General features: G+C 67.0%; 21 protein-coding genes. 16 read left to right on the top strand and 5 right to left on the bottom strand.

The window, feature by feature from the left end:
• The first annotated feature begins 33 nt into the window (after positions 1–33).
• The 12 genes from AB4Z46_RS04725 (at position 34) to AB4Z46_RS04670 (ending at position 14,538) form a co-directional block, all read left to right on the top strand.
• Entirely contained in the window at positions 34–540 is a 507-nt protein-coding gene (locus tag AB4Z46_RS04725) for a hypothetical protein (protein WP_442282328.1), read from the top strand.
• Positions 541–547: 7 nt separating this feature from the next.
• Positions 548–1,336, top strand: a complete 789-nt coding sequence (locus AB4Z46_RS04720; protein ID WP_442282327.1) for a hypothetical protein — start codon at positions 548–550, stop codon at positions 1,334–1,336.
• A gap of 55 nt (positions 1,337–1,391) precedes the next feature.
• Complete coding sequence (locus AB4Z46_RS04715; RefSeq protein ID WP_442282326.1) at positions 1,392–2,879, top strand: DUF7834 domain-containing protein; 1,488 nt, start codon at positions 1,392–1,394, stop codon at positions 2,877–2,879.
• Entirely contained in the window at positions 2,876–4,852 is a 1,977-nt protein-coding gene (locus AB4Z46_RS04710; RefSeq protein ID WP_442282325.1) for a DUF262 domain-containing protein, read from the top strand. Before AB4Z46_RS04715 ends, AB4Z46_RS04710 begins: the two co-directional genes overlap by 4 nt.
• A gap of 188 nt (positions 4,853–5,040) precedes the next feature.
• Entirely contained in the window at positions 5,041–5,229 is a 189-nt protein-coding gene (locus AB4Z46_RS04705; RefSeq protein ID WP_442282324.1) for a hypothetical protein, read from the top strand.
• A 59-nt stretch (positions 5,230–5,288) separates the two neighbouring features.
• On the top strand, positions 5,289–8,330 hold the full coding sequence (locus AB4Z46_RS04700; RefSeq protein WP_442282323.1) for an AAA family ATPase: 3,042 nt from the start codon (positions 5,289–5,291) through the stop codon (positions 8,328–8,330).
• A gap of 30 nt (positions 8,331–8,360) precedes the next feature.
• On the top strand, positions 8,361–9,296 hold the full coding sequence (locus AB4Z46_RS04695; protein WP_442282322.1) for a DUF3237 domain-containing protein: 936 nt from the start codon (positions 8,361–8,363) through the stop codon (positions 9,294–9,296).
• Positions 9,297–9,318: 22 nt separating this feature from the next.
• A complete protein-coding gene (locus AB4Z46_RS04690; protein WP_442282321.1) occupies positions 9,319–10,287 on the top strand; it encodes an encapsulin in 969 nt (322 codons plus the stop codon).
• A complete protein-coding gene (locus AB4Z46_RS04685; RefSeq protein WP_442282320.1) occupies positions 10,284–13,247 on the top strand; it encodes an FAD-dependent oxidoreductase in 2,964 nt (987 codons plus the stop codon). The genes AB4Z46_RS04690 and AB4Z46_RS04685 overlap by 4 nt, the downstream gene beginning before the upstream one ends.
• Before the next feature lie 78 nt (positions 13,248–13,325).
• Entirely contained in the window at positions 13,326–13,646 is a 321-nt protein-coding gene (locus tag AB4Z46_RS04680) for an ArsR/SmtB family transcription factor (protein ID WP_442282319.1), read from the top strand.
• The gene (locus tag AB4Z46_RS04675) at positions 13,643–14,107 is read left to right on the top strand and encodes an SRPBCC family protein (RefSeq protein ID WP_442282318.1); all 465 of its coding nucleotides are present in this window, start codon (positions 13,643–13,645) and stop codon (positions 14,105–14,107) included. Before AB4Z46_RS04680 ends, AB4Z46_RS04675 begins: the two co-directional genes overlap by 4 nt.
• Before the next feature lie 14 nt (positions 14,108–14,121).
• Positions 14,122–14,538: a GFA family protein gene (locus AB4Z46_RS04670; protein ID WP_442282317.1), complete on the top strand. Its 417-nt coding sequence runs from the start codon at positions 14,122–14,124 to the stop codon at positions 14,536–14,538.
• A 37-nt stretch (positions 14,539–14,575) separates the two neighbouring features.
• On the opposite strand, the gene AB4Z46_RS04665 is transcribed toward AB4Z46_RS04670, so the two are convergent.
• The 4 genes from AB4Z46_RS04665 to AB4Z46_RS04650 all read right to left on the bottom strand — a co-directional run bounded on the left by AB4Z46_RS04665 (position 14,576) and on the right by AB4Z46_RS04650 (position 17,112).
• Positions 14,576–15,115, bottom strand: a complete 540-nt coding sequence (locus tag AB4Z46_RS04665; protein WP_442282316.1) for a murein hydrolase activator EnvC family protein — start codon at positions 15,113–15,115, stop codon at positions 14,576–14,578.
• A 176-nt stretch (positions 15,116–15,291) separates the two neighbouring features.
• The gene (locus AB4Z46_RS04660) at positions 15,292–15,768 is read right to left on the bottom strand and encodes a CreA family protein (protein WP_442282315.1); all 477 of its coding nucleotides are present in this window, start codon (positions 15,766–15,768) and stop codon (positions 15,292–15,294) included.
• Complete coding sequence (locus AB4Z46_RS04655) at positions 15,765–16,316, bottom strand: NUDIX hydrolase (RefSeq protein ID WP_442282314.1); 552 nt, start codon at positions 16,314–16,316, stop codon at positions 15,765–15,767. Before AB4Z46_RS04655 ends, AB4Z46_RS04660 begins: the two co-directional genes overlap by 4 nt.
• Positions 16,317–16,410: 94 nt before the next feature.
• Complete coding sequence (locus AB4Z46_RS04650) at positions 16,411–17,112, bottom strand: fumarylacetoacetate hydrolase family protein (RefSeq protein WP_442282313.1); 702 nt, start codon at positions 17,110–17,112, stop codon at positions 16,411–16,413.
• Between the two features lie 103 nt (positions 17,113–17,215).
• On the opposite strand from AB4Z46_RS04650, the gene maiA reads away from it, so the two are divergent.
• Both maiA and pgeF read left to right on the top strand, forming a co-directional pair.
• The gene (gene maiA / locus AB4Z46_RS04645; RefSeq protein ID WP_442282312.1) at positions 17,216–17,854 is read left to right on the top strand and encodes a maleylacetoacetate isomerase; all 639 of its coding nucleotides are present in this window, start codon (positions 17,216–17,218) and stop codon (positions 17,852–17,854) included.
• Between the two features lie 2 nt (positions 17,855–17,856).
• Positions 17,857–18,606, top strand: coding sequence for a peptidoglycan editing factor PgeF (gene pgeF, locus AB4Z46_RS04640; protein WP_442282311.1), 750 nt, complete (start codon positions 17,857–17,859; stop codon positions 18,604–18,606).
• Here pgeF and AB4Z46_RS04635 read toward each other — a convergent pair.
• Positions 18,538–18,834, bottom strand: coding sequence for a hypothetical protein (locus AB4Z46_RS04635; RefSeq protein WP_442282310.1), 297 nt, complete (start codon positions 18,832–18,834; stop codon positions 18,538–18,540). The two genes, pgeF and AB4Z46_RS04635, sit on opposite strands and share 69 nt — an antisense overlap.
• 103 nt (positions 18,835–18,937) lie before the next feature.
• Here AB4Z46_RS04635 and phaC point away from each other — a divergent pair, with 103 nt between their 5' ends.
• Together phaC and AB4Z46_RS04625 are read left to right on the top strand one after the other, a co-directional pair.
• Positions 18,938–20,665 (top strand): class I poly(R)-hydroxyalkanoic acid synthase, encoded by a 1,728-nt coding sequence (phaC, locus tag AB4Z46_RS04630; protein WP_442282309.1) that lies wholly within the window; start codon positions 18,938–18,940, stop codon positions 20,663–20,665.
• Between the two features lie 47 nt (positions 20,666–20,712).
• A complete protein-coding gene (locus AB4Z46_RS04625) occupies positions 20,713–21,891 on the top strand; it encodes an acetyl-CoA C-acetyltransferase (RefSeq protein WP_442282308.1) in 1,179 nt (392 codons plus the stop codon).
• Positions 21,892–21,961 lie beyond the last annotated feature (70 nt).

Genomic DNA, 21,961 nt, shown 5'->3' with positions numbered 1-21,961 from the left:
CTGGCGCCGGGCCTCGATCCTCACACCATCACCATGCCACTCACCCCTGCCGACGTTCAAGAGCCGAAAGCCGCCGACAAGCCGTCTGCGGTTTTTCGGCGGGACCAGCGCTATCTGCAGGATCTGCTCCTGGCTCGTCCGGACACTTTTCAGGCGGCCGACAGGGCCCGGGTCGAGGCGCTGGGCGAACAGTACCTGGCCGCGGGCGAGGGGGGCATGGTCTGCCTGTGCCGGAGCATCCTGGACGTCGATCGACGACGGGTGGCGCATGTGGAGGCCGACCGGCACTTTCTGAACGGAGTGATCGCCGGCGCCCTCGACCCATTGCAGGACGGCCTGTTCGATCGAATGGAACCGATGTTCGCCGCCTACGCCGATGAGCCCGGGATGACGGCGCTGTTGAACCAGGCCGCCCGCACATTCGGCGACGCCGTACAGGCCGCGGCGACGGAACTCGTGGCGCGTCTCGAAGCGGAAGGCATCACGCCGCCCGGCCGTTCTCCGATGGAGCCAAAGTCGTCCTGCCTCCTTTCAAAGTGAAGAAAAAATGCCACCCATCACAGAACGCGAAGTGCTTTGCCGACGCTATCGAATCGACGATCCGTCGAGCGCCGGGGCCGAAGAAGCGTGCGAGCGAGTCGAGCGGCTGGAGGGCTTCTGTTCGACCCGTTTCATCGAACGCTTGAACGTCGAGCGGCGAGGCGCGCTGGACTTCTCCCTCAACGAAGAGCGCTGGTTCGCCGAGGAAACACGAACGTGGGCGATGCAGAACGATCTGGAGCGCGTCGAGGCGCTGGCCCGGCAGGCCATCGATCGACTCGACGCCATCGAGCTCCTGGCGAGCCGCATCGCTCAAAAGGCCATTGTCGAAGTGGACGAAACCGAAGGGCCGCGCCTGTCGTTCGAGGAGCAGCTTGCCCAAGGCGACTACAACGTCGACGCCGTCATGAAGGCCATCAACGCTCGGGGGGGCGAGGTCGAATTCGAGTCCTTTGGTCGTTCGCTGTACAGCTTCGTCATCGAACTGCTGAGCACGGCGCGCAGTCGCCACGACGGGAATGTCGGCGCGGCATTGGCCGATCGGTTCCAGTTCGACCATGGCCTTGCGTGGGGGCACTACCGCGCCGTCACATACCAGTTGAGCATCCGCGAGGAGACCGAGCCGGACTCGGCCGCCCTTCAATTGCTCGAAGTGATCGACGCTCCGCCTGAACTGGCCGACCTGCCTCATGGCGAGCTGTTTCCATCGGCCGACGAGGCGCGCTCCAGACTTCGCGCGGCCGTGGATCGCCAATGCCCCGACGATCCTGGCGTCGCCTTCCGCGGCACGCGTTAGCATCCCCGCCGGGCAGCCGCACTTTGCTCGGTTGTGCACTCGGAGATCAGGGTCGATGGATGCGAGGTTGAGGGAGGACGGCTGGCCGCCTGCTGCGGCAACGGCCGGGGGGATCGTGGTTGCCAGTACCTCGGTGCTGGCATTGTTTCGCGGCGATGCGATCGAGGCGGACGACGGCAGCGCCATCCGGGGCCGGCTGTGCCTGCCGGAATACCAGCGGCCCTACCGCTGGGGCCGCCAGCAACTGGAAAAGCTGCTGGCCGACCTGCGCCACTTCTTCGAGCCCGGCCCGCAAGGTGCAGTGCCGCTTCACGATTTCTATCTGGGCAGCATCATCCTGCACCAGAGGGAACCCGCGGCCCTCGATGGCGGAGCACTGGACATCATCGATGGTCAGCAGCGCCTGACCAGCATGGCGCTGCTGGGCTGCCTGCTGCGTATCGAGCAGAATCTGCCGGGACTGCAGTTTTCCCCCGAGAGCCAGAACCGCATACGCGCGAACCTCGCCTGGCTCAGGGCGCATGAAGATCAGTGGCCCGCGGTGGATTTTTCGCGCGTCAACCTCACGCTGGTCGTGACGCGCTCCGAGGACGACGCCTACCGATTCTTCGAAACCCAGAACACCGGGGGCGTTCGGCTGGATGGCCCCGCCATCATCAAGGCTCATCACCTCCGCGCGACGGAGCCGACGCACCAGGATGCCAACGCCAGGCTGTGGGAGTCGATGGGCGACCTGAACCCGCTGGTGGATGCGGTCATGAAGGCGCGGCATTGGCAGATGCTCCGGTGGAAGGATCTGGCGAGTCATCGCGAACCGAGGAGGGTGCGCGACGAAGTCGTTGCGGAGCTGGCGGGAAGCGACGGCGGCGACCGCCGTGACATGGCTTACCGCCCTGTGTGGTTTGCCAGCAGCGGCGACGGCTGGAGCCCGGAGGTGGCCGCCAGCGGATATGCCATGCGTCAGCCGCTGAACGCGGGCATCAATACGATTCGCTACCTCCAGTATTTCCATGCGCTGCGCCAGGAACTGATGGTCGCGCAGGACAATCCGGCGCTGCACGGGTTCTATGGCATGTACAACAAGCTGACGGTCCAGGCCCGTGCCAGCGTCTTCCTGCACAAGCTGTTCGACAGCGCCGTCCTGCTGTATGCCAGCCAGTTCGGACATGGCAGGCTGGTCGAGGCCAGTCTCTGGCTCTTCCGCGTCATTTCCTCGCCGCGCCTGAGCAACGAGAAGATGGTGCGGGAAAGCACTGTTCAGAAGTTCAGCAGGGAAACGATGGTGCTGGATCGCATCGCCGGCAGCCACAGCCACGAGGAATTGATGCAGTACCTGCAGCGCTTCTCGTACCAGGTCGATGCAAGCAATCTCGAGCGCAACGGCGTGAAGTCGCGTTTCGTGCGCAGCGTCGGGGAGCAGTTGGGCATGTCCCCGCTGCCTGATGAACCGCAGGACATGGCACGGGCCTACGACAAGGCGCTGCAGGCGGCGATCCGGCGAGTGTCCGCCGCCCATGTCGCAGGCGGGGAGGTGCCAGCATGACGCGGCGGGTTGCCACCACGGTGGAGACCGCCTGGCGGATGCACCGGCTGCAGGCGGCATTGGTGATTCCCAGCTACCAGCGACCCTATGTGTGGTCCGGCGAGGACGTCGAGAAGCTGCTGCAGAACATCATCGATGCGCACCGGGACAGGGCTCCGCACTACTACATCGGCACCGTGCTGACTGCGGTGGGCGCGCCCAGGCTGCAGGGCAGCGCCGGAGTGACCTACGAATTGATCGACGGGCAGCAGCGCATGACCACGCTCATGCTGTTCGCCCTGGCCTTCGGCAAGCTCGCGCCCCACAGCGCAGTGGCCCAGTTTGCCGTGCTTGACAAGCTCCCACGCCTGACCTTTGCCATCCGCGCGCATGTCCAGGCTCTGTTCGGGCATTGGATCGGGCTGGAGGATCATGCGCACCCCGGCGAGCAGGCGGTTCGCGGCGATCCCTATCTCACCCACCTGGCCGGGGCGTTCAAGACGGTCAATGATCGCCTGGACGAACTGCGGCAAGAAAAGGGGCAGGCTCGCCTGGACGACCTCGGGCGCTTCCTCTTCGAGAAGGTGAAGTGGGTCAACAACGTCATGCCGCGCGGCACCGACCTGAATCGCCAGTTCACCACCATGAACACCAGTGGTGTGCAACTGGCGCAGTCCGACATCCTGAAATCGCAACTGCTCAAGAAGATCGCTCGGCACAAGGCGCGCTACGACGCCATGTGGCAGGCCTGCGAAAACATGGAGAACTATTTCGAGCGCAATGTGCGGCAGCTTTTTCCTGCTGCGAATTGGTCGGTTCTGGAATACGCGGACCTGGCCAGGTTCAGCTCCGAACGTTTTCCGCTGCCGGGTGACGACCAGGGTCTTGCCGAGCAACGATTGAGCATCGCCCAATTGGCCGCCGAGGCGCCCGGCCGGTCGGGTGCGGAAATGGAATTGCGCAACGAACAGGCCGACACGGAAGAAATCTATTGCGATTCCATCATCGGTTTCCCGCTGCTTCTGATGCACGCGTTCCGGATCTTCGGCCATCGGAGATCGGCCGGCGACATTTCGGTGCGCCTCAGCGACGCTCGCCTGAACGAGTGCTTCGAGGACTTCATTTCGAAGGCGACCGAGGAGGACGCGATCGGCTTCATCGAGTGCCTCTGGCAGGTGCGCCATCAATTTGACTGTTGGGTGGTGAAATGGGTCGGCTCGGCCGAAAGCACCGAAAGGCAATTGCTGCTGTCATCGGTCAGCCGCAGCCAATCCAGGGGCGTGTACCGGCTGAACCGCGGGCTGCCGCAGGCGGTGTCCGACCTGACGCAGTTGCAGAGCGTCAGCTACTTCACGCGGGAGCGCGGCGCCCAGTACTGGCTGACTCCGTTCCTGGGGGCGCTGGTCGACCGCCCGCTGGAGCACCGTGCCGACGTCGAGCGCTTGCTGGAACGCATCGACAACCAGCTGTCGCTGACGCGGGCGACCCAGAAGGAGGCGAGTTTCGCCCTGCTGAGCGGCGACTGCGGCAGCCTCGACGACATCCGGCAGGTCTGCGGCAGGTTGCAGGAGTCTCTGGGGACCGGATTCGGGCACTACTGGTTCCAGAAACTGGAATACGTGCTGTGGCGCCGGCGCAGCGAACTGGCCTGCTTTCTGCCGGACAAGCTGGCCAGCTATCGCATCATTTCTAGGAACTCGGTGGAACATGTGCATCCGCAGCGGGAGGAATACGGCCGCACGCTGGCGCCCGAGGTCCTCCATTCGTTCGGCAACCTGGTACTGCTGAGTCCGGGCGAAAACTCTTCCTACAGCAACCAGTCGGTGGACAAGAAGTGGGCCGATTTCAATTCCAAGCCCAGGTACGACGCGCTCAAGCTGGCCCACATCTTTCACACGAAGGGAGATGGCGAGTGGGACAAGACGGCCATTGGGCGCCATCAGACCGACATGCTTCGAATGCTCGAACGGCACTACCGAGAAGGCCAAAAGTGAGCGGCGCCCCGCCGGACTCGGCGTGAACGCCGTCCCGCCTCACGCCATTGCAGCGATAGCGATCGAATACTAATTTCTGCATAGAACTGGTATCAGGCGGTAATCTTCGGTAAAGTCCGGCCATGCACCTCCTGCGACCCGTAGGGAGGGACTTCCGAGGCGGTACTCCGTTCTCCCGCTCGCCCGTCGTGCATGAATCTGCCTGCGCGTCGGCTCGCGATCTGCGTGAACAGGCCGGCGCCGCTGCGGCTGTTCCCGATGCCCCCCAAACCGATCCGCGCGATCTCGTCGCGCGGGCGTACGCGCTGCTCGCGCAGGAGACCGAGGCCTGGCAGGAGCGACAGCGTGCCGACCTGTTGCCGGGGAGCGGACGTTGAACTGCCCCTCGTGCGCTTTCGCCAACTCGGAAAGCGCGCGCTTTTGCGGCGGGTGCGGCATGCTTCTGGACTTCGCCCAGCGGGCGGACGGCGAGCGGCGGCAGATCACGGTGCTCATGTGCGACGTCGTCGGTTCGACCGCCCTGTCCCAGACGCTCGATCCCGAAGACCTGCATGAGTTGCTCGCCGACTTTCAACGCGTCTGCCAGGAAGCGGCCGAGCGCGGCGGTGGCTATATCTCCCAGTTCCTGGGCGACGGCGTCCAGATCTATTTCGGCTTCCCCCGTGCGCACGAAGACGATGCCCGGCGGGCCGTGGCCTGCGGGCTCGACATCCTGCAGGGGATGGAGCAGCTGAACCACGCCGCGGCGCGACCCCCGGGAGCGCGGCTCCAGATTCGGGCAGGGGCAGACACCGGGCGCGTCGTGGTCAGCCCGGTGGGCACGGGCGCCCGTCGGGAGAACATCGCGATGGGCGATGCGCCCAACATCGCGGCGCGCGTGCAGGCCGTGGCGGAGCCCGACACGCTGTGGGTCACGGAAGCCACCTGGCGCATCGCCCATGAGCACTTCCATGGCGAGCCGCGAGGCGAGCACGAGCTCAAGGGCGTCGCCACCGCCCTGCGGCTCTGGCGCGTCACCGAGGCCGGCGGCCTCGAGTCGGGCCTGGGGCGGGTCGACATGCGCACGCCCTACGTCGGGCGAGGGCGCGAGCATGCGCTGCTGGCGTCGCACTGGGCGGCGGCACAGGCAGGTGCCGCACGTTACGTCACCCTCCGCGGCGAGCCGGGCATCGGCAAGTCGCGACTCGTGGCGGAGTTCACGCGTCAGTTCGTGAACGACGACATCGTCGTGCTTGCCGCCTCCTGCACGCCCTATGCCCAGAACAGCGCCTTCCTGCCCGTGACCAATCTGATGGTGCACCGGCTCGGACTGGATCGCGCGTTGGCGGCCGACGAGCGCCTCGACTGCCTGGAGGCGCGGCTGGCCGAACTCGGCGTCGATGCGCCGGACGCGCCGCCGCTGATGGCCGCGCTGCTGTCCATTCCGTCGGGGGAGCGCTATCCCGCGCTGGAGATATCGCCGGTGCGGCAGCGTGTCCGGACCCTGGCGATCCTCGTTGACGTCCTGCATGCGCTCGCTTCCAGGCATCCGACCATCCTGATCGCCGAAGACCTGCACTGGGCGGATCCCTCGACCATCGAGTTCCTGCGGCTGTTCGTATCCTCCGTGAGGGAGCTTCCGCTGCTGGGGCTGTTTACCGCCCGCCCGGAGTTCCAGCCCGCGTGGCCGTCGGGCGATGCGGCTCCGCTCATCGATGTGTCGCGCCTCGACGACGACGAGGTGGAGTCGGTCGTTCGCAACGTCGCCCACGGCAAGCGGGTACCGGGCGAGGTGTTGCGGGAGATCGCGCAGCGCTGCGACGGCGTGCCGCTGTTCGTCGAGGAGATGGTGCGCTCCGTCATCGAGGGGAGGGTGGTGGAAGAGCACGAGTTGTCATGGGAACTCACCAGCCCATTCCGCAGTGGCCTCATTCCGGCGAGCATCGATGCCTCCCTGATGGCGCGCATCGATCGGCTGGGCGACGCGCGGGCGACGGCGCAGCTCGGCGCGACGATCGGTCGGGAGTTCTCCCACTCGCTGATCCAGTTGATCAGCGGGCGCGGTGAGCAAGTGCTCTCCGAGGACCTGGAACGAATCATCGATGCGGGCCTCGTGTGGAAGACGGGCTCGGGCGCCAGCGCGCTGTATGTCTTCAAGCATGCGCTGGTTCGCGATGCGGCCTATGAATCGCTGTTGCGGCGCACGCGCCAGGCCTGCCACGCGCGTATCGCGGCCGTGCTGCAGGAACACTTCCCGGACATCGCTGCGGAGCAGCCGGAGCTGATCGCCCACCATCTGTCGGGTGCCGGCAATGACGAGCAGGCCATCGAGTTCTGGCGGAAGGCCGGGCAGCGGGCACTGGCGCGCACGGCCATGCGCGAGGCCGCGGTGCATTTCCAGCGCGCCATCGGCAGCGTTTCGCGCCTCCCCGAGGAGTCGCGCTGGCTGGAGTGCGAGCTCGATCTGCAAAACGAGATCGCGCCGGTCCTTATGACGGTGCAGGGCTGGGGCGCCAACGATGTGCGCCACGCGTGCGAGCGGGCCCGCGAGCTGGCCACGCGATTGAGCCGCTTCGACAAGATCTATCCACCCGTCTGGGGCCTCTGGACCTACTATTTCCTGCGCGGCGAAATGGACGAAGCGGCGACCACGGCCAAGGCGGTGCTGGCCATGGCCGAGGCAACGGCGGTGCCGATGATCCGGATCACCGGCCGTCACGCCACCGCCTACACGCATCTGTACCGCGGCGAATTCGAACAGGCGGTTCAGGAGGCCGATGCCGGACTGGCGTTGTTCGATCTCGAGCAGGAGCGTCTCCTGGCCGCGACATTCCAGCTGTCTTCGTCGGTCGCGGTGCGCACGGCACGTGCCACCGCGCTGTGGATGCTGGGGCATGTCGACGAGGCGCGCGAGGAGCGCGAGCGGATGGTTCGCCTGGGGCGCGAGCTCGCCCATACGCCGAGCCGGGCTGCCGCGCTGGCCTTTCAGTTGCACAGCGGGCTCTGTTTCGGTTGGCACGACCAGGAGGTCGACGAGCAGCTCCAGGTGGCGGACGAGCTGTGCACCTTGTCGAAGGACGAGGGGTTCGTCCTCTGGCACGCGGTGGCGCTGACCTACCGTGGGGCGGCATTGGCCGTGCAGGGACATGCGACGCAGGCTCGCTCGCAGATCGAGCACGGGCTCGAGGAGTTCGTGGGCACCGGCGCCCGGCTGACGCTGGTGCCGATGAACGCCATGTGCGCCAAGGCTTTCATGCTGATGCATGACGACGAGCGCGCGTGGCAATTGCTCGAAGTGGCGCAGGCCGAAGCCAACGCCCGCAACGAGCGGATGTGGGAGCCGGAGATCGATCGCATGCGGGCTGCCATCCAGTTCCGCCGCGGCGATGCGGCGGGCGCCGAGGCCTCCCTGCGCAGTGCGATGGCGAAGGCGCGCCGGCAAAAGGCGCGCTCGCTCGAGGAATGGGTCGAACGGGATCTCAGGGACATTCTTGTGTAAGAGCCCGCGGGCAAGCGAGGAGGAGATGGCATGAGCGAGTTTCGCGACGCGCCCCTGCGCGTGCCGTGCCGGTTGCGGCTGGGAACGACGGCCGAGCCGGCGCCGGCGGGAGAGATCGCGCCCGGCGTGCGTTCGATGGTGGTCATGACCGCGACCTCGTGGCACCCCAGCAACGTGGTCGATCTGGAATTGCGCATCGATGCAGGGCGCGTGCAACTCGTCCATGCCGCGCCCGCGATCGCGGGTGCCGGTACCCAGTCCTTCGTCGCGTACCTGCCTGCGCTGAGGCCGGGGCAGCGCCTGGACTATCGGGCGCAGTTGCGGCGGGCGGGGCAATTGATCGCCGAAGCGCCCGAGGACGGCGGCTGGAGGTCGGTGACCGCCGCCGCTGCCGACGCCGCGCCACGGTCCCTGCCTTCAGCGCCGGCGTCCGGGCCAGCCCCGGCGTCTGCGTTTCCGGCGTACTGCACCGCCGGCACCCCGCGTTTCGGCTACGGCCTTGAATTCCTGGGCGCTCTGACGGTCCAGCTGCGCGCCGAGGTGCTCGGGCACACGCCTCAGGGCTATCGCATCAATTTCTTCGTCGTCCATGGCGAAGCGCACGGGCCACGGCTCAAGGGACGCGTTCGCCCCGAGGGCGGCGACTGGATGTGCATCCGTCCCGACGGCGTCGGCGAGGTCGACATCAAGATCACCTACGAGACGCCGGACGGCGCGCTCCTGCTCGAGCAGTCGGGCGGCGTCTTCGATATCGGCCAGAAGGGCTACGCCGATGTGGTGCGCGGGGTCTACACCGGCGCTCCGGCCTTCTTCGCCACGCCGACCTATGTCACCGCCGACCCGCGCTGGCAATGGATCAATCTTTTGCAGTGCTTCGGCTTCGGACGCGTGGTGATGAACGAACTGCGCGTCGAGTGCGACATCTATGCGCCGCGCCTCGAAAGCCAGCCGCCCCTGAATTCTTGAAGGCAATACACAAGGAGCTGAGATGACAGATAACAACCAGCAGGTGCCATGGACCGATGAGCAGTGGGCGCGGGTGCGCAAGGTGATCCAGGAGGAGGCGGCCCGGGCGCGGGTGGGCGCGAGCTTCCTTCCCCTGGTCGGTCCGCTGCCACCGAGCACCGACTATGTGTCGATCGACACGATCGAGTACGGCGAAGTGGGCAATCCGCGGCTGTCGATCGATGACAGGACGACGGTCCAGCTGGTCACGCTGCAGGTGAGGGTCTATCTGCGAGGCGCCCAGATGGCCGACCCGGACATGGCCAGTGCGCTGCAATTGTTCCGCCGGGCCGCCAACGTGCTCGCGCGGCTCGAGGACCACGTGGTGTTCAACGGCCTTCAGGGGCCGAACGAGCCGCCGCCGCCGGAACTGGCAGTCGGGAAGATCATGGGCGGCCAGGCAAGCGAGGGTCTGGCGGACGGCGAGGTCCATGACATCGACGCCCCGGACCCGGACCCGGACCCGAAGGTGCTGGGCGGACTGCTCGTGAGCGCGGTGTCCGAATGCATCGGTGACCTCGAGAGGGCCGGCCATTTCGGTCCTTTCGCCGTGGTGTTCGACCATGCGTTCTTCACCGCCGTGCAGACGCCCAACGAAGGATCTCTCGTGCTGCCGCAGGACCGCATCATTCCGTTTCTCGGCGGCGGACCGCTGCTGCGGTCGTCAACGCTTCCCGAACGCGCGGGCATCGTCGTGGCGCTCGGTGCGGAGCCGGTCGAACTCGTCGTCGCCACCGATGTGTCCCTGAGCTTCCTGCAGGTAACGCCCGAGCCCGAGTTTGTCTTCCGCGTGTACGAGAAGATCGTCCTGCGCATCAAGGAGAAGGAGGCGATACGCGTGATCAGGATCGGCGACGACGAAGAGCAGGAGCCCAACGAAGGCGGCGCGCCCGATGATGCGCAGGAGCATCCGGTACCGAAAGAGCAAGAGCCCGACGAAACGAAGAAATGAGGCCCGAGAGAGTCATCATCCTCGGCGGCGGCGTGGCCGGCATGAGTGCCGCCCACGAGCTGATCGAGCGCGGCTTCGAGGTGGTCGTCCTCGAACGCCGCGACATCGCGGGCGGCAAGGCGCGCAGCATTCCGGTGAGCGACAACGACGACGGCGGGGCCGGCCACGAGCTGGCCGACAGGGGCGTGGCGGAGATCGAGCATCGCCTGCCCGGCGAACATGGTTTCCGCTTCTTCCCGGGCTTCTACAAGCACGTGGTCGACACCATGCGGCGCATCCCGTCGTTCGACGGGCGCCCGGTGGCCGACCACCTGGTGGCCACCACGCGCGTGGGCTTCACGCAGTACGACCAGCCGACCTTCGTGGTGCCCGCGAACTTTCCGCAAACGCCCGGCGATGCGGGAACGGTGCTGCGCGACATCCTGCTCGCCTTCGGTCCGATGACCGGACTCACGCCCGACGACCTGGCCTTCTTCGGCTCGCGGATCTGGCAGATCCTGACCTCGTGCGAGCAGCGGCGGCTCGACGAGTACGAGGGCATCAGCTGGTGGGAGTTCATCGGCGCGGAGCAGCGCTCGGCGGCCTATCAGAAGTTTCTAGGCGACGGGATCACGCGCTCGCTGGTGGCGGCCAAGGCCAGGCGTGCCAGCGCGCGGACCATCGGCGACATCTTCACGCAGCTCATGCTCACGATCGTCAACCCGGCCGGCGGATCGGCCGACCGCGTGCTGGACGGGCCGACGAACCTGATCTGGATCGACCCCTGGCTGAGCTGGCTCCAGGCGCGCGGCGTGCAGTACCACTTCAACGCCGAGATCGAGCAGATCCTGTGCGCCGGCGACAAGGTGAGCGGCGTGGTCGTGCTCGAACGGGGCGTGCGCACCGTCGTCCACGGCGACCACTACGTCGCCGCCGTGCCGCTGGAACGCATGGCGGCGCTGGTGAACGCCGACCTGCTGGCCGCGGATCCCTCGCTCGCCAACCTGCGCACGCTGGCACCGAACGTCGAATGGATGAACGGCGTGCAGTACTACCTGTACCGCGACGTGCCCGAGGTGCATGGCCACGTGATCCACATCGATACCGAGTGGGCCCTGACCAGCATCTCCCAGTTCCCCTTCTGGCGCAGCGTGGTGCCGACGATGCTCGCCTGCGGGCACGTGAAGGACATCATCTCGGTCGACGTCTCCGACTGGACCGCACCCGGCCCTGACGGGCGGCCGGCCATGCAGTGCTCGCGCGAGGAGGTCGCTCGCGAAACCTGGCGACAGCTCAAGCGCTCGCTCAACACCGAGCAGGAGATCCTGCGTGACGAAGACCTCCACTCCTGGTTCCTGGACTCCGACACCGCCGCCGACCCGACGCGCCCCGGCTTCCTCGCGAACGCCGAGCCGCTGCTGGTGAACCTGGTCGACACCTGGAAACTGCGACCGACGGCGGCCACTGGCCTTGCGAACCTCTTCCTGGCGTCCGACTACGTGCGCACCCATACCGATCTGGCGACGATGGAAGGCGCCAACGAGGCGGCGCGGCGGGCGGTGAACGCGCTGCTGGACGCGGCGGCCTTCGACGGCCCGCGTTGTGAGGTCTGGCCGCTTCAGGAAGTCGAACTGTTGGCGCCCTGGCGGCTTCACGACGCCGCGCGCCATCGGGCCGGGCTGCCCTGGGACGCATCGCTCACCCAGGTCGCCGCGCAGGCGCTGCGCGCCGCGTCACCGCTGCTCGACCAGGCCGGCCCGCTGATGGAGGTCATGGGCCCCTTCCTGACGCCGGTCGCCGACGCACTCGACACCGTCGACCAGGCGGTGCAGGGCCTGGGTGCGGGATACGGGGTCGATCAGAGCGTCAGGCGCGGATCCGCCTACGTGCCCACGCCGCTCGGCAACGCGCTCGGCGTCGCCGACGACGTGCCCGGCATCGGCGACATCGTGGGCCCGGGCGGCTTCGTCGAGCGGCTGGGCTGGTACCGCGGCATGATCGTCGACACGCTGGCGACCGGGGTGCCCGACTGGGAGCCGCAGAAGCACCTGTATGGGCTCGTGAAGGACTTCATGGCGCGCGCCGGCAAAGGCCTGCGGCCGGCGCTGTGCATCGCCACCACGCGGGCACTGGGCGGCCGGAGCGAGAACGCGCTGCCCGCCGCGGCCGGCATCGAGATGCTGCACAACGCCTTTCTCGTGCACGACGACATCGAGGATGGCAGCGAGGTCCGCCGCGGCGTGCCGACCATGCACCGGCAGGCCGGCATTCCGCTGGCCGTGAACACCGGCGATGCGATGAATGCGCTGGCCATGCGGCTGCTGCGCCGCACGGGCGAGTTTCTCGGGCCGGCCGGCGCGTTGCGCATCCTGGACGAGATCGACCACATGCTGATGGAGACGCTGGAAGGGCAGGCCATCGAACTGGGCTGGGTGCGGGACAACGATCTCTCCGTGGGGTCCGACGACTACCTGCGACTGGCGCTGAAGAAGACCGCGTGGTACAGCTTCATCCACCCCTTGCGGATCGGCGCGCTGGTGGCCGATCCCGAGGATGCGAATCTCGGCCGCTTCGATCGCTTCGGCTACCTGTTGGGGCTGGCCTTCCAGATCACCGACGACGTCCTCAACCTGAGCGGGAGCCTCGAGCGCTACGGCAAGGAGATCGACGGCGACCTGTACGAGGGCAAGCGCACCCTGGTGCTGACGCATGCGCTGTCGCACGCGGGCCGGGGCGATCGCGACTGGATGAGCAGTTTTCTGGCGCGCCCGCGCGAGCGTCGCCTGCCGCGCGAAGTGCTGCGGATGCACGACATCGTGGCGGGGGCCGGCAGCATCGAGTGGGCGCGCCAGTCGGCCGCTGCGCTCGCCGACGCCGCGGCGAACGAGTTCGACCTGTCCGCGTTTGCCGGTGCCGCACCGAGCCCGGATCTGGACTGGCTGCGCGCCAGCGTGAACTACCTGGTGCAGCGCGATTCGTAGCCGACCTCACAGGCCGAAGTGACGCTTGACATGCAGGTATTTGCCTGCATAATATCTCCTCACGCACACACACAACGGATGGACGCTGACAAGGTTTTCAAGGCGCTGGGCGACCCGACGCGCAGAAAGCTGCTCGACCTGCTGTACGAGCGGAACGGGCAGACGCTGGGCGAGCTCTGCGAGCACCTGGACATGGCGCGGCAATCGGTCACCCAGCACATCGGGTTGCTCGAGGCGGCCAGTCTGGTGAGCACGGTCCGGCGTGGCCGGGAGAAGCTGCATTTCATCAACCCGGTGCCGCTGCACGAGGTCTACGAGCGGTGGGTGCGGAAGTTCGAACGTCAGCGGCTCAGTCTGCTGCACGACCTGAAGAAGCAACTCGAAGGAGAGCAACGATGAGCAAAGAGAAGACCAGCTTCGTCTATGTGACCTACATCCGCTCGACGCCGGAAAAGGTGTTCGAGGCCATCACGAAACCGGAGATCGCGCGGCGCTACTGGGGGCACGAGAACGTCTCCGACTGGAAGCCCGGGTCGACCTGGGAGCACGTGCGCGCCGATGAGCAGCGCACGGTGCAACTGGTCGGCAAGGTCGTCGAGGTCGCGGCGCCGACGCGCCTGGTCATCACGTGGGCGAGCCCCTCGCAGGCCGACGATCCGGCCAGCCACAGCCGCGTGAGCTTCGACGTCGCCGCGTACGAGGACATGGTGCGGCTGACCGTCACCCACGACGAACTCGAGGCCGGCAGCGGGATGGCCAAGGGCATCCAGCAAGGCTGGCCGATCGTTCTTTCCAGCCTGAAGTCCCTGCTCGAAACGGGGCAGGGCATCGATGTCTTCGCCAAGCCGAAGGCGGCCTGAATCGGGGATCGTCCATGAACCAGCCCTACACCGGCGGATGCGCGTGCGGCGCGGTCCGCTACGCAACCAGGCACGCGCCCGTCTTCCAGAACCACTGCCAATGCCGCGACTGCCAGCGGCGCAGCGGCACCGGGCACGGCTCCTACCTGACCTTTCCCGCGCGCGCCGAGATGACGATCACCGGCGAAGCGACGCACTGGCAGGTCGCGGGCGACAGCGGCAGCCTGAAGGTGCACGCCTTCTGCCCCGTCTGCGGAACGCCGGTCTACCTGAGCTTCGCCGCGATGCCAGACCTGATCGCTGTCCACGCGGCCAGCCTGGACGACCCTGACCGCTTCGCGCCGCAGGTCCTCACCTACGGCGTCCGCGGGTTGGCGTGGGACACCATCGATCCTGCGTTGCAGGCATTCGAGCGGATGCCGTCGGGCTAGGGACTGTCAGCGCCAAACACGCCGATTGAGGGCAGCGCTAGCGCAATGTCCCGTTCAGATAGGGCTCGGGATCGACCGCCACGCCCTGTTTGCGGATCTCGAAGTGCAGCTTCACGCGGTCGGCGTCGCTGTTGCCCATCTCGGCGATCTTCTGGCCTTGGCGGACCACCTCCTTCTCCTTGACCAGGATGGTCTTGGTGTGGGCATAGGCGGTCAGGAAGGTGTCGTTGTGCTGGACGATGACCATGTTGCCGTAGCCGCGCAGCTCGCCGCCCACATAGACGACGCGCCCGTCGGCCGCCGCGAGCACCGGATCGCCCAGGTTGCCCGCGATGTCCAGGCCCTTGTTGCGCGTGCCGTCGAAACCCGAGAGCGTGCGGCCGTTCGACGGCCGGATGAAGATGGCCTGGGGCTTCGGTGCCGGCGTCGCGGTGGGGGGGGTCGTCTGGCCCGAAGGTGGCAAGGGGTAGAAGGGCGGGCCCGAGCCCTGGGGTGTCGTACAGGCCGTCAAGGCGGCGGCCGCGACGGCGACGGCTGCGATGGCGGTGGCGCGAAAAAGTGTGTTCTGGGCTTGCATGGCTATTTTTGGAACGTGATCGCTGCGAAGGGTTCCCCGGCGTGGCGACCGGACCGCATTTTTAGCATGCCGTCGAAGGAGAGGGCGTGACCATGGGTTGCAGCAGCGCAGGCCCGGGCGATGAATCGACGCGACCCGGCACGCCTGCGGCGCAGTTGCTCATCCGGGGCGCCGCGCTACTTCTGCGGGATCGGCGTGGCGCGATCGATAGGCACGGCGGTGATGCTGTTCTTCGGCGAGCCGTCGATGAGCAGATCGGAATAGGCCAGGTAGACCAGCGTGTTGCGCTTGGCATCGACGATGCGCACGACGCGCAGCCGCTTGAACAGAATCGACTGCCGTTCGCTGAAGACCTCTTCGCGCCGGGGCAGCGGCTGGGTCATGCCGACCGGTCCCACCTGCCGACAGGCGATCGAGGCTTCGGCCTTGTCTTCGGCCAGGCCGAACGCACCGGACACGCCGCCGGTCTTGGCGCGCGAGACATAGCAGGTGACGCCGTTCACCTTCGGATCGTCGTAGGCCTCGACCACGATCTTGTGGTCCGGACCGATGAGCTTGAACGCGGTGTCGACTTCGCCGACCTGTTCGGCCCCGGCGCCCGCTGCCGCCGTTGCCAGGCCGAGAACGAGCTGCCACTGCAGCCTGCGGTTCATACGATGTCCACCGTGTGGACGCGATCGAAGCTGCCGCGGCGCCGGTCGTCGAAGTAACGCGTGAGCGCTTCCCGCACGGTGCGGAAGGCGATTTCTTCCCACGGGATCTCGTCCTCGGCGAAGAGCCGGGCCTCGATCGTCTCGTGGCCCGGATCGAAGCGCTCGCTCAGCAGCCGGGCACGGTAGAACAGGTGGACCTGCCCGACGCGCACCACGCTCATGACCGCGAACAGGCCTTCCATCTCGTATTCGGCGCCGGCCTCTTCGTCGGTCTCGCGCGCGGCGCCCTGCTCGGTGGACTCGTTGAGCTCCATGAAACCGGCCGGCAGCGTCCATTTGCCCCAGCGCGGCTCGATGTTGCGCTTGCACAGCAGCACGCGCTCGCCGAGCACCGGGATGGTCCCCACCACGTTCAGCGGGTTCTCGTAGTGGATCGTGTTGCAGGCCGGGCAGACCGCGCGCTCCTTGGTGTCGCCGTCGTCCGGGACGCGGTAGACGACGGCGGTGCCGCAGTTCTTGCAGTGCTTGATGGGGACGCGCAGGATCATTGCATCAGGCCGCCCGCCGGGCCGCCCCCAAGGGCGGACTGCGCCCCCTCGGAGGGCAGCGAATACACGCAGTGATGAGCGTGGGGGCTCATGCTCAGATGATCTTGACAGTGAGGCTGGGCAGGCCGGTGATTTCTCCGACCAGCGTGTCGCCCGCGACCACCGCCGCCACGCCCTCGGGCGTCCCCGTGAAGATCAGGTCGCCGGGCTGGAGTTCCCAGGCGGCCGAGAGGTGCTCGATGGTTTCGGCCAGGTTCCAGATCAGCTTGCTCACGTTGCTGCGCTGGCGGTCGGCGCCGCCGACCTGGACCGAGATCTCGGCGTTCTCGATGTCACCCGCCTGAGCGGCCGGCACGATCGGGCCGATCGGCGCGCTCTGCTCGAAGCTCTTGCCGATGTCCCAGGGACGGCCCTGCTTCTTCATGTCGCTCTGCAGGTCGCGGCGCGTCATGTCGAGGCCGACGGCATAGCCGAAGACGTGCTTGTGGGCATCGGCTGCCGCGATGTTCTTGCCGCCGGTGCCGATCGCGGCGACCAGCTCGATCTCGTGGTGCAGGTTCTTGGTGAGCGTCGGGTAGGCCATGGTGCCGGTGCTGCCGGCATCGACCACGACCACCGCATCGGCCGGCTTCATGAAGAAGAAGGGCGGCTCGCGGCCGGTGAAGCCCATTTCCTTGGCATGTTCTTCGTAGTTGCGGCCGACGCAGTAGATCCGGTGCACCGGAAAGCGCGGGGTCTGGCCGACGACGGGAATCGATACGACCGGGTGAGGGGGGAAAACAAACTCGGAGGCCATGGGGAAAAACGTCCTTTTCAGCGAAAAAAGCAGTGTGCCAGACGGCCGGGCGAATTGCCCGGTCGTGGCCTGCGCGGGGCGGCGCGGCTATGCTAGCCGGATGATGAAGCTGCACAATTATTTCCGCTCCTCCGCCTCCTTCCGCGTGCGCATCGCGCTCAACCTGAAGGGGCTGGCCTACGACTACATCCCGGTACACATCGCCCGCGGGGAACACAAGACCGGCCCCTTCGCCGCGATCTCGCCCGACATGCTGGTGCCGCTGCTCGAGGACGAGGGCGAGCGCTTCACGCAATCGCTGGCGATCATGGAATACCTCGACGAGATCCAGCCCGAGCCCGCGCTCCTGCCCGGCGATCCCGTCGGCCGGGCCCATGTGCGGGCGCTGGCGGAGTCGATCGCCTGCGAGATCCATCCGCTCAACAACCTGCGCGTGCTCAAGTACCTGGTGCGGGAGCTGAAGCTGGACGACGAGGCCAAGAACGCCTGGTACCGGCACTGGGTGCGCGAGGGCATGGTGTCCTTCGAGCGCCAGCTGGCCCAGTATCCGGCCGGCACCTACTGCTACGGCAACACGCCGACCATCGCCGACTGCTGCCTGGTGCCGCAGATCTTCAACGGCAAGCGCTTCGACTGCGACTTCAGCGGCCTGCCGCGTACGATGGCGGCGTTCGACGCCTGCATGCAGCTCGACGCCTTCCAGCGCGCCGAGCCATCGAACTGCCCCGACGCGGAAGCCTGAACATGCCCGACTGGCTCGTGCCGGACTGGCCAGCGCCCGCGAGTGTGCGTGCGGTATGCACCACGCGGGAGGGCGGCGTCTCGGTCGGCAGCTTCCAGGGACTGAACCTTGGCGGCCACGTCGGCGACGACCCCGAGAAGGTTCAGTCCAACCGGGCCTGCCTTCGGGACGCCCTTGGCGCTCGGCCGGTGTTCCTGGAGCAGGTGCACGGCACCCAGGTGCTGAGCCTCGATGCGCAAAGCGTCGACGGCGCCAGCGCCGACGCCTGCACGACGACGGAACGCGGCATCGCCTGCACGATCATGGTCGCCGACTGCCTGCCGGTGCTGTTCACCGATGAAAACGGCCGTCGCGTGGCGGCTGCGCATGCAGGTTGGCGCGGGCTGGCGGCGGGCGTGCTCGAGCGCACCGTCGAGGCCTTCGAGGCCGAGGGCGGCGCTTCGAACGTCATGGCCTGGCTCGGCCCCTGCATCGGATCCGATGCCTTCGAGGTCGGCGACGAGGTCCGGGCCGCCTTCGAAGCCGGCTCGCCGGCGGCCGGTGCGTGCTTCCGGCCGGCCGGCACGCCGGGCAAATGGATGGCCGACCTCGCAGGCCTCGCTCGGCAGCGCCTGCAGGCGGCCGGCATCGCCCGGCTTCACGGCAACGACAGCAGCGAAGCCTGGTGCACCGTGCACAACCCGTTACGTTTTTTCTCGCACCGTCGCGACCGGGTCAGCGGCCGTTTCGCCGCCTGCCTCTGGCGTGTCTGAAGCGGTCCTGGCGGCTTGTATCGCGGCCTCGCGCTCGGCCGCTTCGCGTGCCTTGATCGCGCGGCGCCGTGCCGGGGTGGCCATCAGGTAAACCACCAGGGCCACCGGCAGCAGCCCATAGAGTAGAAAGGTGAAGACCGCGCCGAGCACGGTTCCGGTGGTGTTGGTGGCCTCTGCGACCGCCATCATCAGCGCAACATAGAGCCAGGCGATCACGACGAGGTGCATAGACGATGTTTTCAGGAAGGTATGGCGGGCCGCACTGGTGGGGCCCCTGCGAATACAGCATACTCAAATCCCGTTCCCATGAGGCGAGGCAGCAGGAGACACCATGACATACACACAGGCCGCCGGGGCCGAGACTTTCGCGCCGTTTCAGCAGGCACTCACGCAGGGATGGGAGAAAGCGCTCGAATCCTTCCAGGCGCTGGGCGCTTCGGGAACCCGGCCGGCGGGCGCGCCCTGGAACATGCCCAGATTCTCCATGTCCGGCGACAAGCTCCGACTGTTGCAGGAGCAATACGTCAAGGAAGCTTCCGAGCTCTGGCACAACGGCTTCGCGGCCCAGGCCGGCGCCGACAAGCGCTTCGCCGGCGCGGCCTGGGGCAGCAACCCGGTCTCGTCGTTCTCGGCGGCGATCTACCTGCTGAATGCCCGCACCCTGATGGGCATGGCCGATGCGGTCGAGGCCGACGCGAAGACCCGCTCCCGCCTTCGCTTCGCGGTGGAGCAGTGGATGGCGGCCTCGGCGCCGAGCAACTACCTCGCCTTCAATGCCGAGGCGCAGAAGAAGGCGCTCGACACCCAGGGAGAGAGCATCGCCAAGGGCATCCAGAACCTGCTGCACGACCTGCAGCAGGGCCATGTGAGCATGACCGATGAAAGCGCCTTCGAGGTCGGCCGCAATGTCGGCACCACCGAGGGTGCGGTGGTGTTCGAGAACGAGCTGTTCCAGCTGCTCGAATACAAGCCGCTGACCGCCAAGGTCTACGAGCGGCCGCTGTTGTTGATCCCGCCGTGCATCAACAAGTTCTACATCCTCGACCTGCAGCCCGAGAACTCGCTGATCCGCTACGCGGTGGAGCAGGGGCATCGCGTGTTCGTGGTGAGCTGGCGCAATCCCGATTCGTCGATGGCGCAATACACCTGGGACCAGTACATCGAGGACGCCGCCATCAAGGCGATCCACGTGACCCAGGAGATCACCGGCCAGGACAAGAAGGGCGGACAGATCGACACCCTGGGTTTTTGCGTCGGCGGCACCATCCTGAGCACCGCGCTGGCCGTGCTCGCGGCACGCGGCGAACAACCCGCCGCCTCGGTGACGTTGCTGACCACCCTGCTCAACTTCACCGACACCGGGGTGCTCGACATCTTCATCGACGAGAACTTCGTGCAGTTCCGCGAGATGCAGATGGGGCAGGGCGGCTTGCTGCAGGGCGGCGAGCTGGCCTCCACCTTCAGCTTCCTCAGGCCCAACGACCTGGTCTGGAACTACGTGGTGGGCAACTACCTCAAGGGCGAGACGCCGCCACCGTTCGACCTGCTCTACTGGAACAGCGACGCCACCAACCTGCCGGGGCCGATGTACTGCTGGTACCTGCGCAACACCTACCACGAGAACAAGCTCGCGGTGCCGGGCGCGTTGACCGTGGCCGGCGAACAGGTCGACCTCGGGGCCATCGAGGCGCCGGTCTACATCTACGGCTCGCGCGAAGACCACATCGTGCCGATCGGTGGCGCCTATGCGTCGACGCAGCTGCTCAGCGGCAAGAAGCGCTTCGTGATGGGGGCCTCGGGCCACATCGCGGGCGTGATCAATCCGCCGGCCAAGAAGAAGCGCAGCCACTGGATCCGCGCCGACGGCAAGCTGCCGAAAACGCAGGCCGAATGGCTGGCCGGCGCCACCGAGCATCCCGGCAGCTGGTGGACCGACTGGTCCGACTGGCTGAAGACCCACGCGGGCAAGCAGATCCCTGCCCCCAAGGCCTATGGCAAAGGCAGCGCCTACAAGGCGAGCGAGCCGGCGCCGGGCCGCTACGTCAAGGCCAAGGCCTGACCCTCGACCCTTTCTGTCATTTCAATCCACGCATCGGAGAGCACACCATGGAAGACATCGTCATCGTTTCAGCCGCACGTACCGCCGTGGGCAAGTTCGGCGGTTCGCTGGCCAACATCCCGGCGACCGAACTCGGCGCCCTCGTGATCAAGGAAGTGCTGGCGCGCGCCAAGGTCGGCAGCGACCAGATCGGCGAAGTCATCATGGGCCAGGTGCTGACCGCGGGCAGCGGCCAGAACCCGGCGCGGCAGGCGCTGCTGAAGAGCGGCATCACCCAGGAGACGCCGGCGCTGACCATCAACGCCGTCTGCGGCTCGGGCCTGAAGGCGGTGATGCTGGCGGCCCAGGCCGTGGCCACCGGCGACAGCGAGATCGTCATCGCGGGTGGCCAGGAAAGCATGAGCCTGGCGCCGCACGTGCTGCCCAACTCGCGCAACGGCCAGCGCATGGGCGACTGGAAGCTGATCGACTCGATGATCGTCGACGGCCTGTGGGACGTGTACAACCAGTACCACATGGGCATCACGGCCGAGAACGTGGCCAAGAAGTACGACATCAGCCGTGCCGCACAGGACGAACTGGCGCTGGGCAGCCAGACCAAGGCGGCCGCGGCGCAGGATGCCGGCAAGTTCAAGGACGAGATCGTCGCCGTCAACATCCCGCAGAAGAAGGGCGACCCGATCGTCTTTGCGCAGGACGAGTTCATCAACCGCAAGAGCAGCGCCGAAGGCCTCGCGGGCCTGCGTCCGGCCTTCGACAAGGCCGGCGGGGTGACGGCGGGCAATGCCTCGGGCCTCAACGACGGCGCCGCCGCCGTGATGGTCATGACCGCCAAGAAGGCGGCCGCCCTGGGCCTGAAGCCGCTCGGGCGCATCGCCAGCTACGCCAGCACCGGCCTCGACCCGGCCTTCATGGGCATGGGCCCGGTGCCGGCCTCGCAGAAGGCGCTGCAGCGCGCCGGCTGGAAGCCGCAGGACCTCGACCTGCTCGAGATCAACGAGGCCTTCGCGGCCCAGGCCTGCGCGGTGAACCGCGAGATGGGCTGGGACATCAACAAGGTCAACGTGAACGGCGGCGCCATTGCCATCGGCCACCCCATCGGCGCCTCGGGCTGCCGCATCCTGGTGACGCTGCTGCACGAGATGCAGCGCCAGAACGCCAAGAAGGGCATCGCTTCGCTGTGCATCGGCGGCGGCATGGGTGTGGCCCTGACGATCGAACGCTGAGGCTTTGAAGGGCGCCGATCTGTTCCGGCGCATCCGCGACGAACTGCTCGTCGCGGCGATGGCCAAGGCA

Origin of the sequence: Variovorax sp. M-6, assembly GCF_052114385.1 — a bacterium.
Taxonomy (GTDB): domain Bacteria; phylum Pseudomonadota; class Gammaproteobacteria; order Burkholderiales; family Burkholderiaceae_C; genus Variovorax.
Note: the sequence above shows the minus strand (reverse complement) of the source record. Positions and strands in the feature narration are given on the sequence as shown.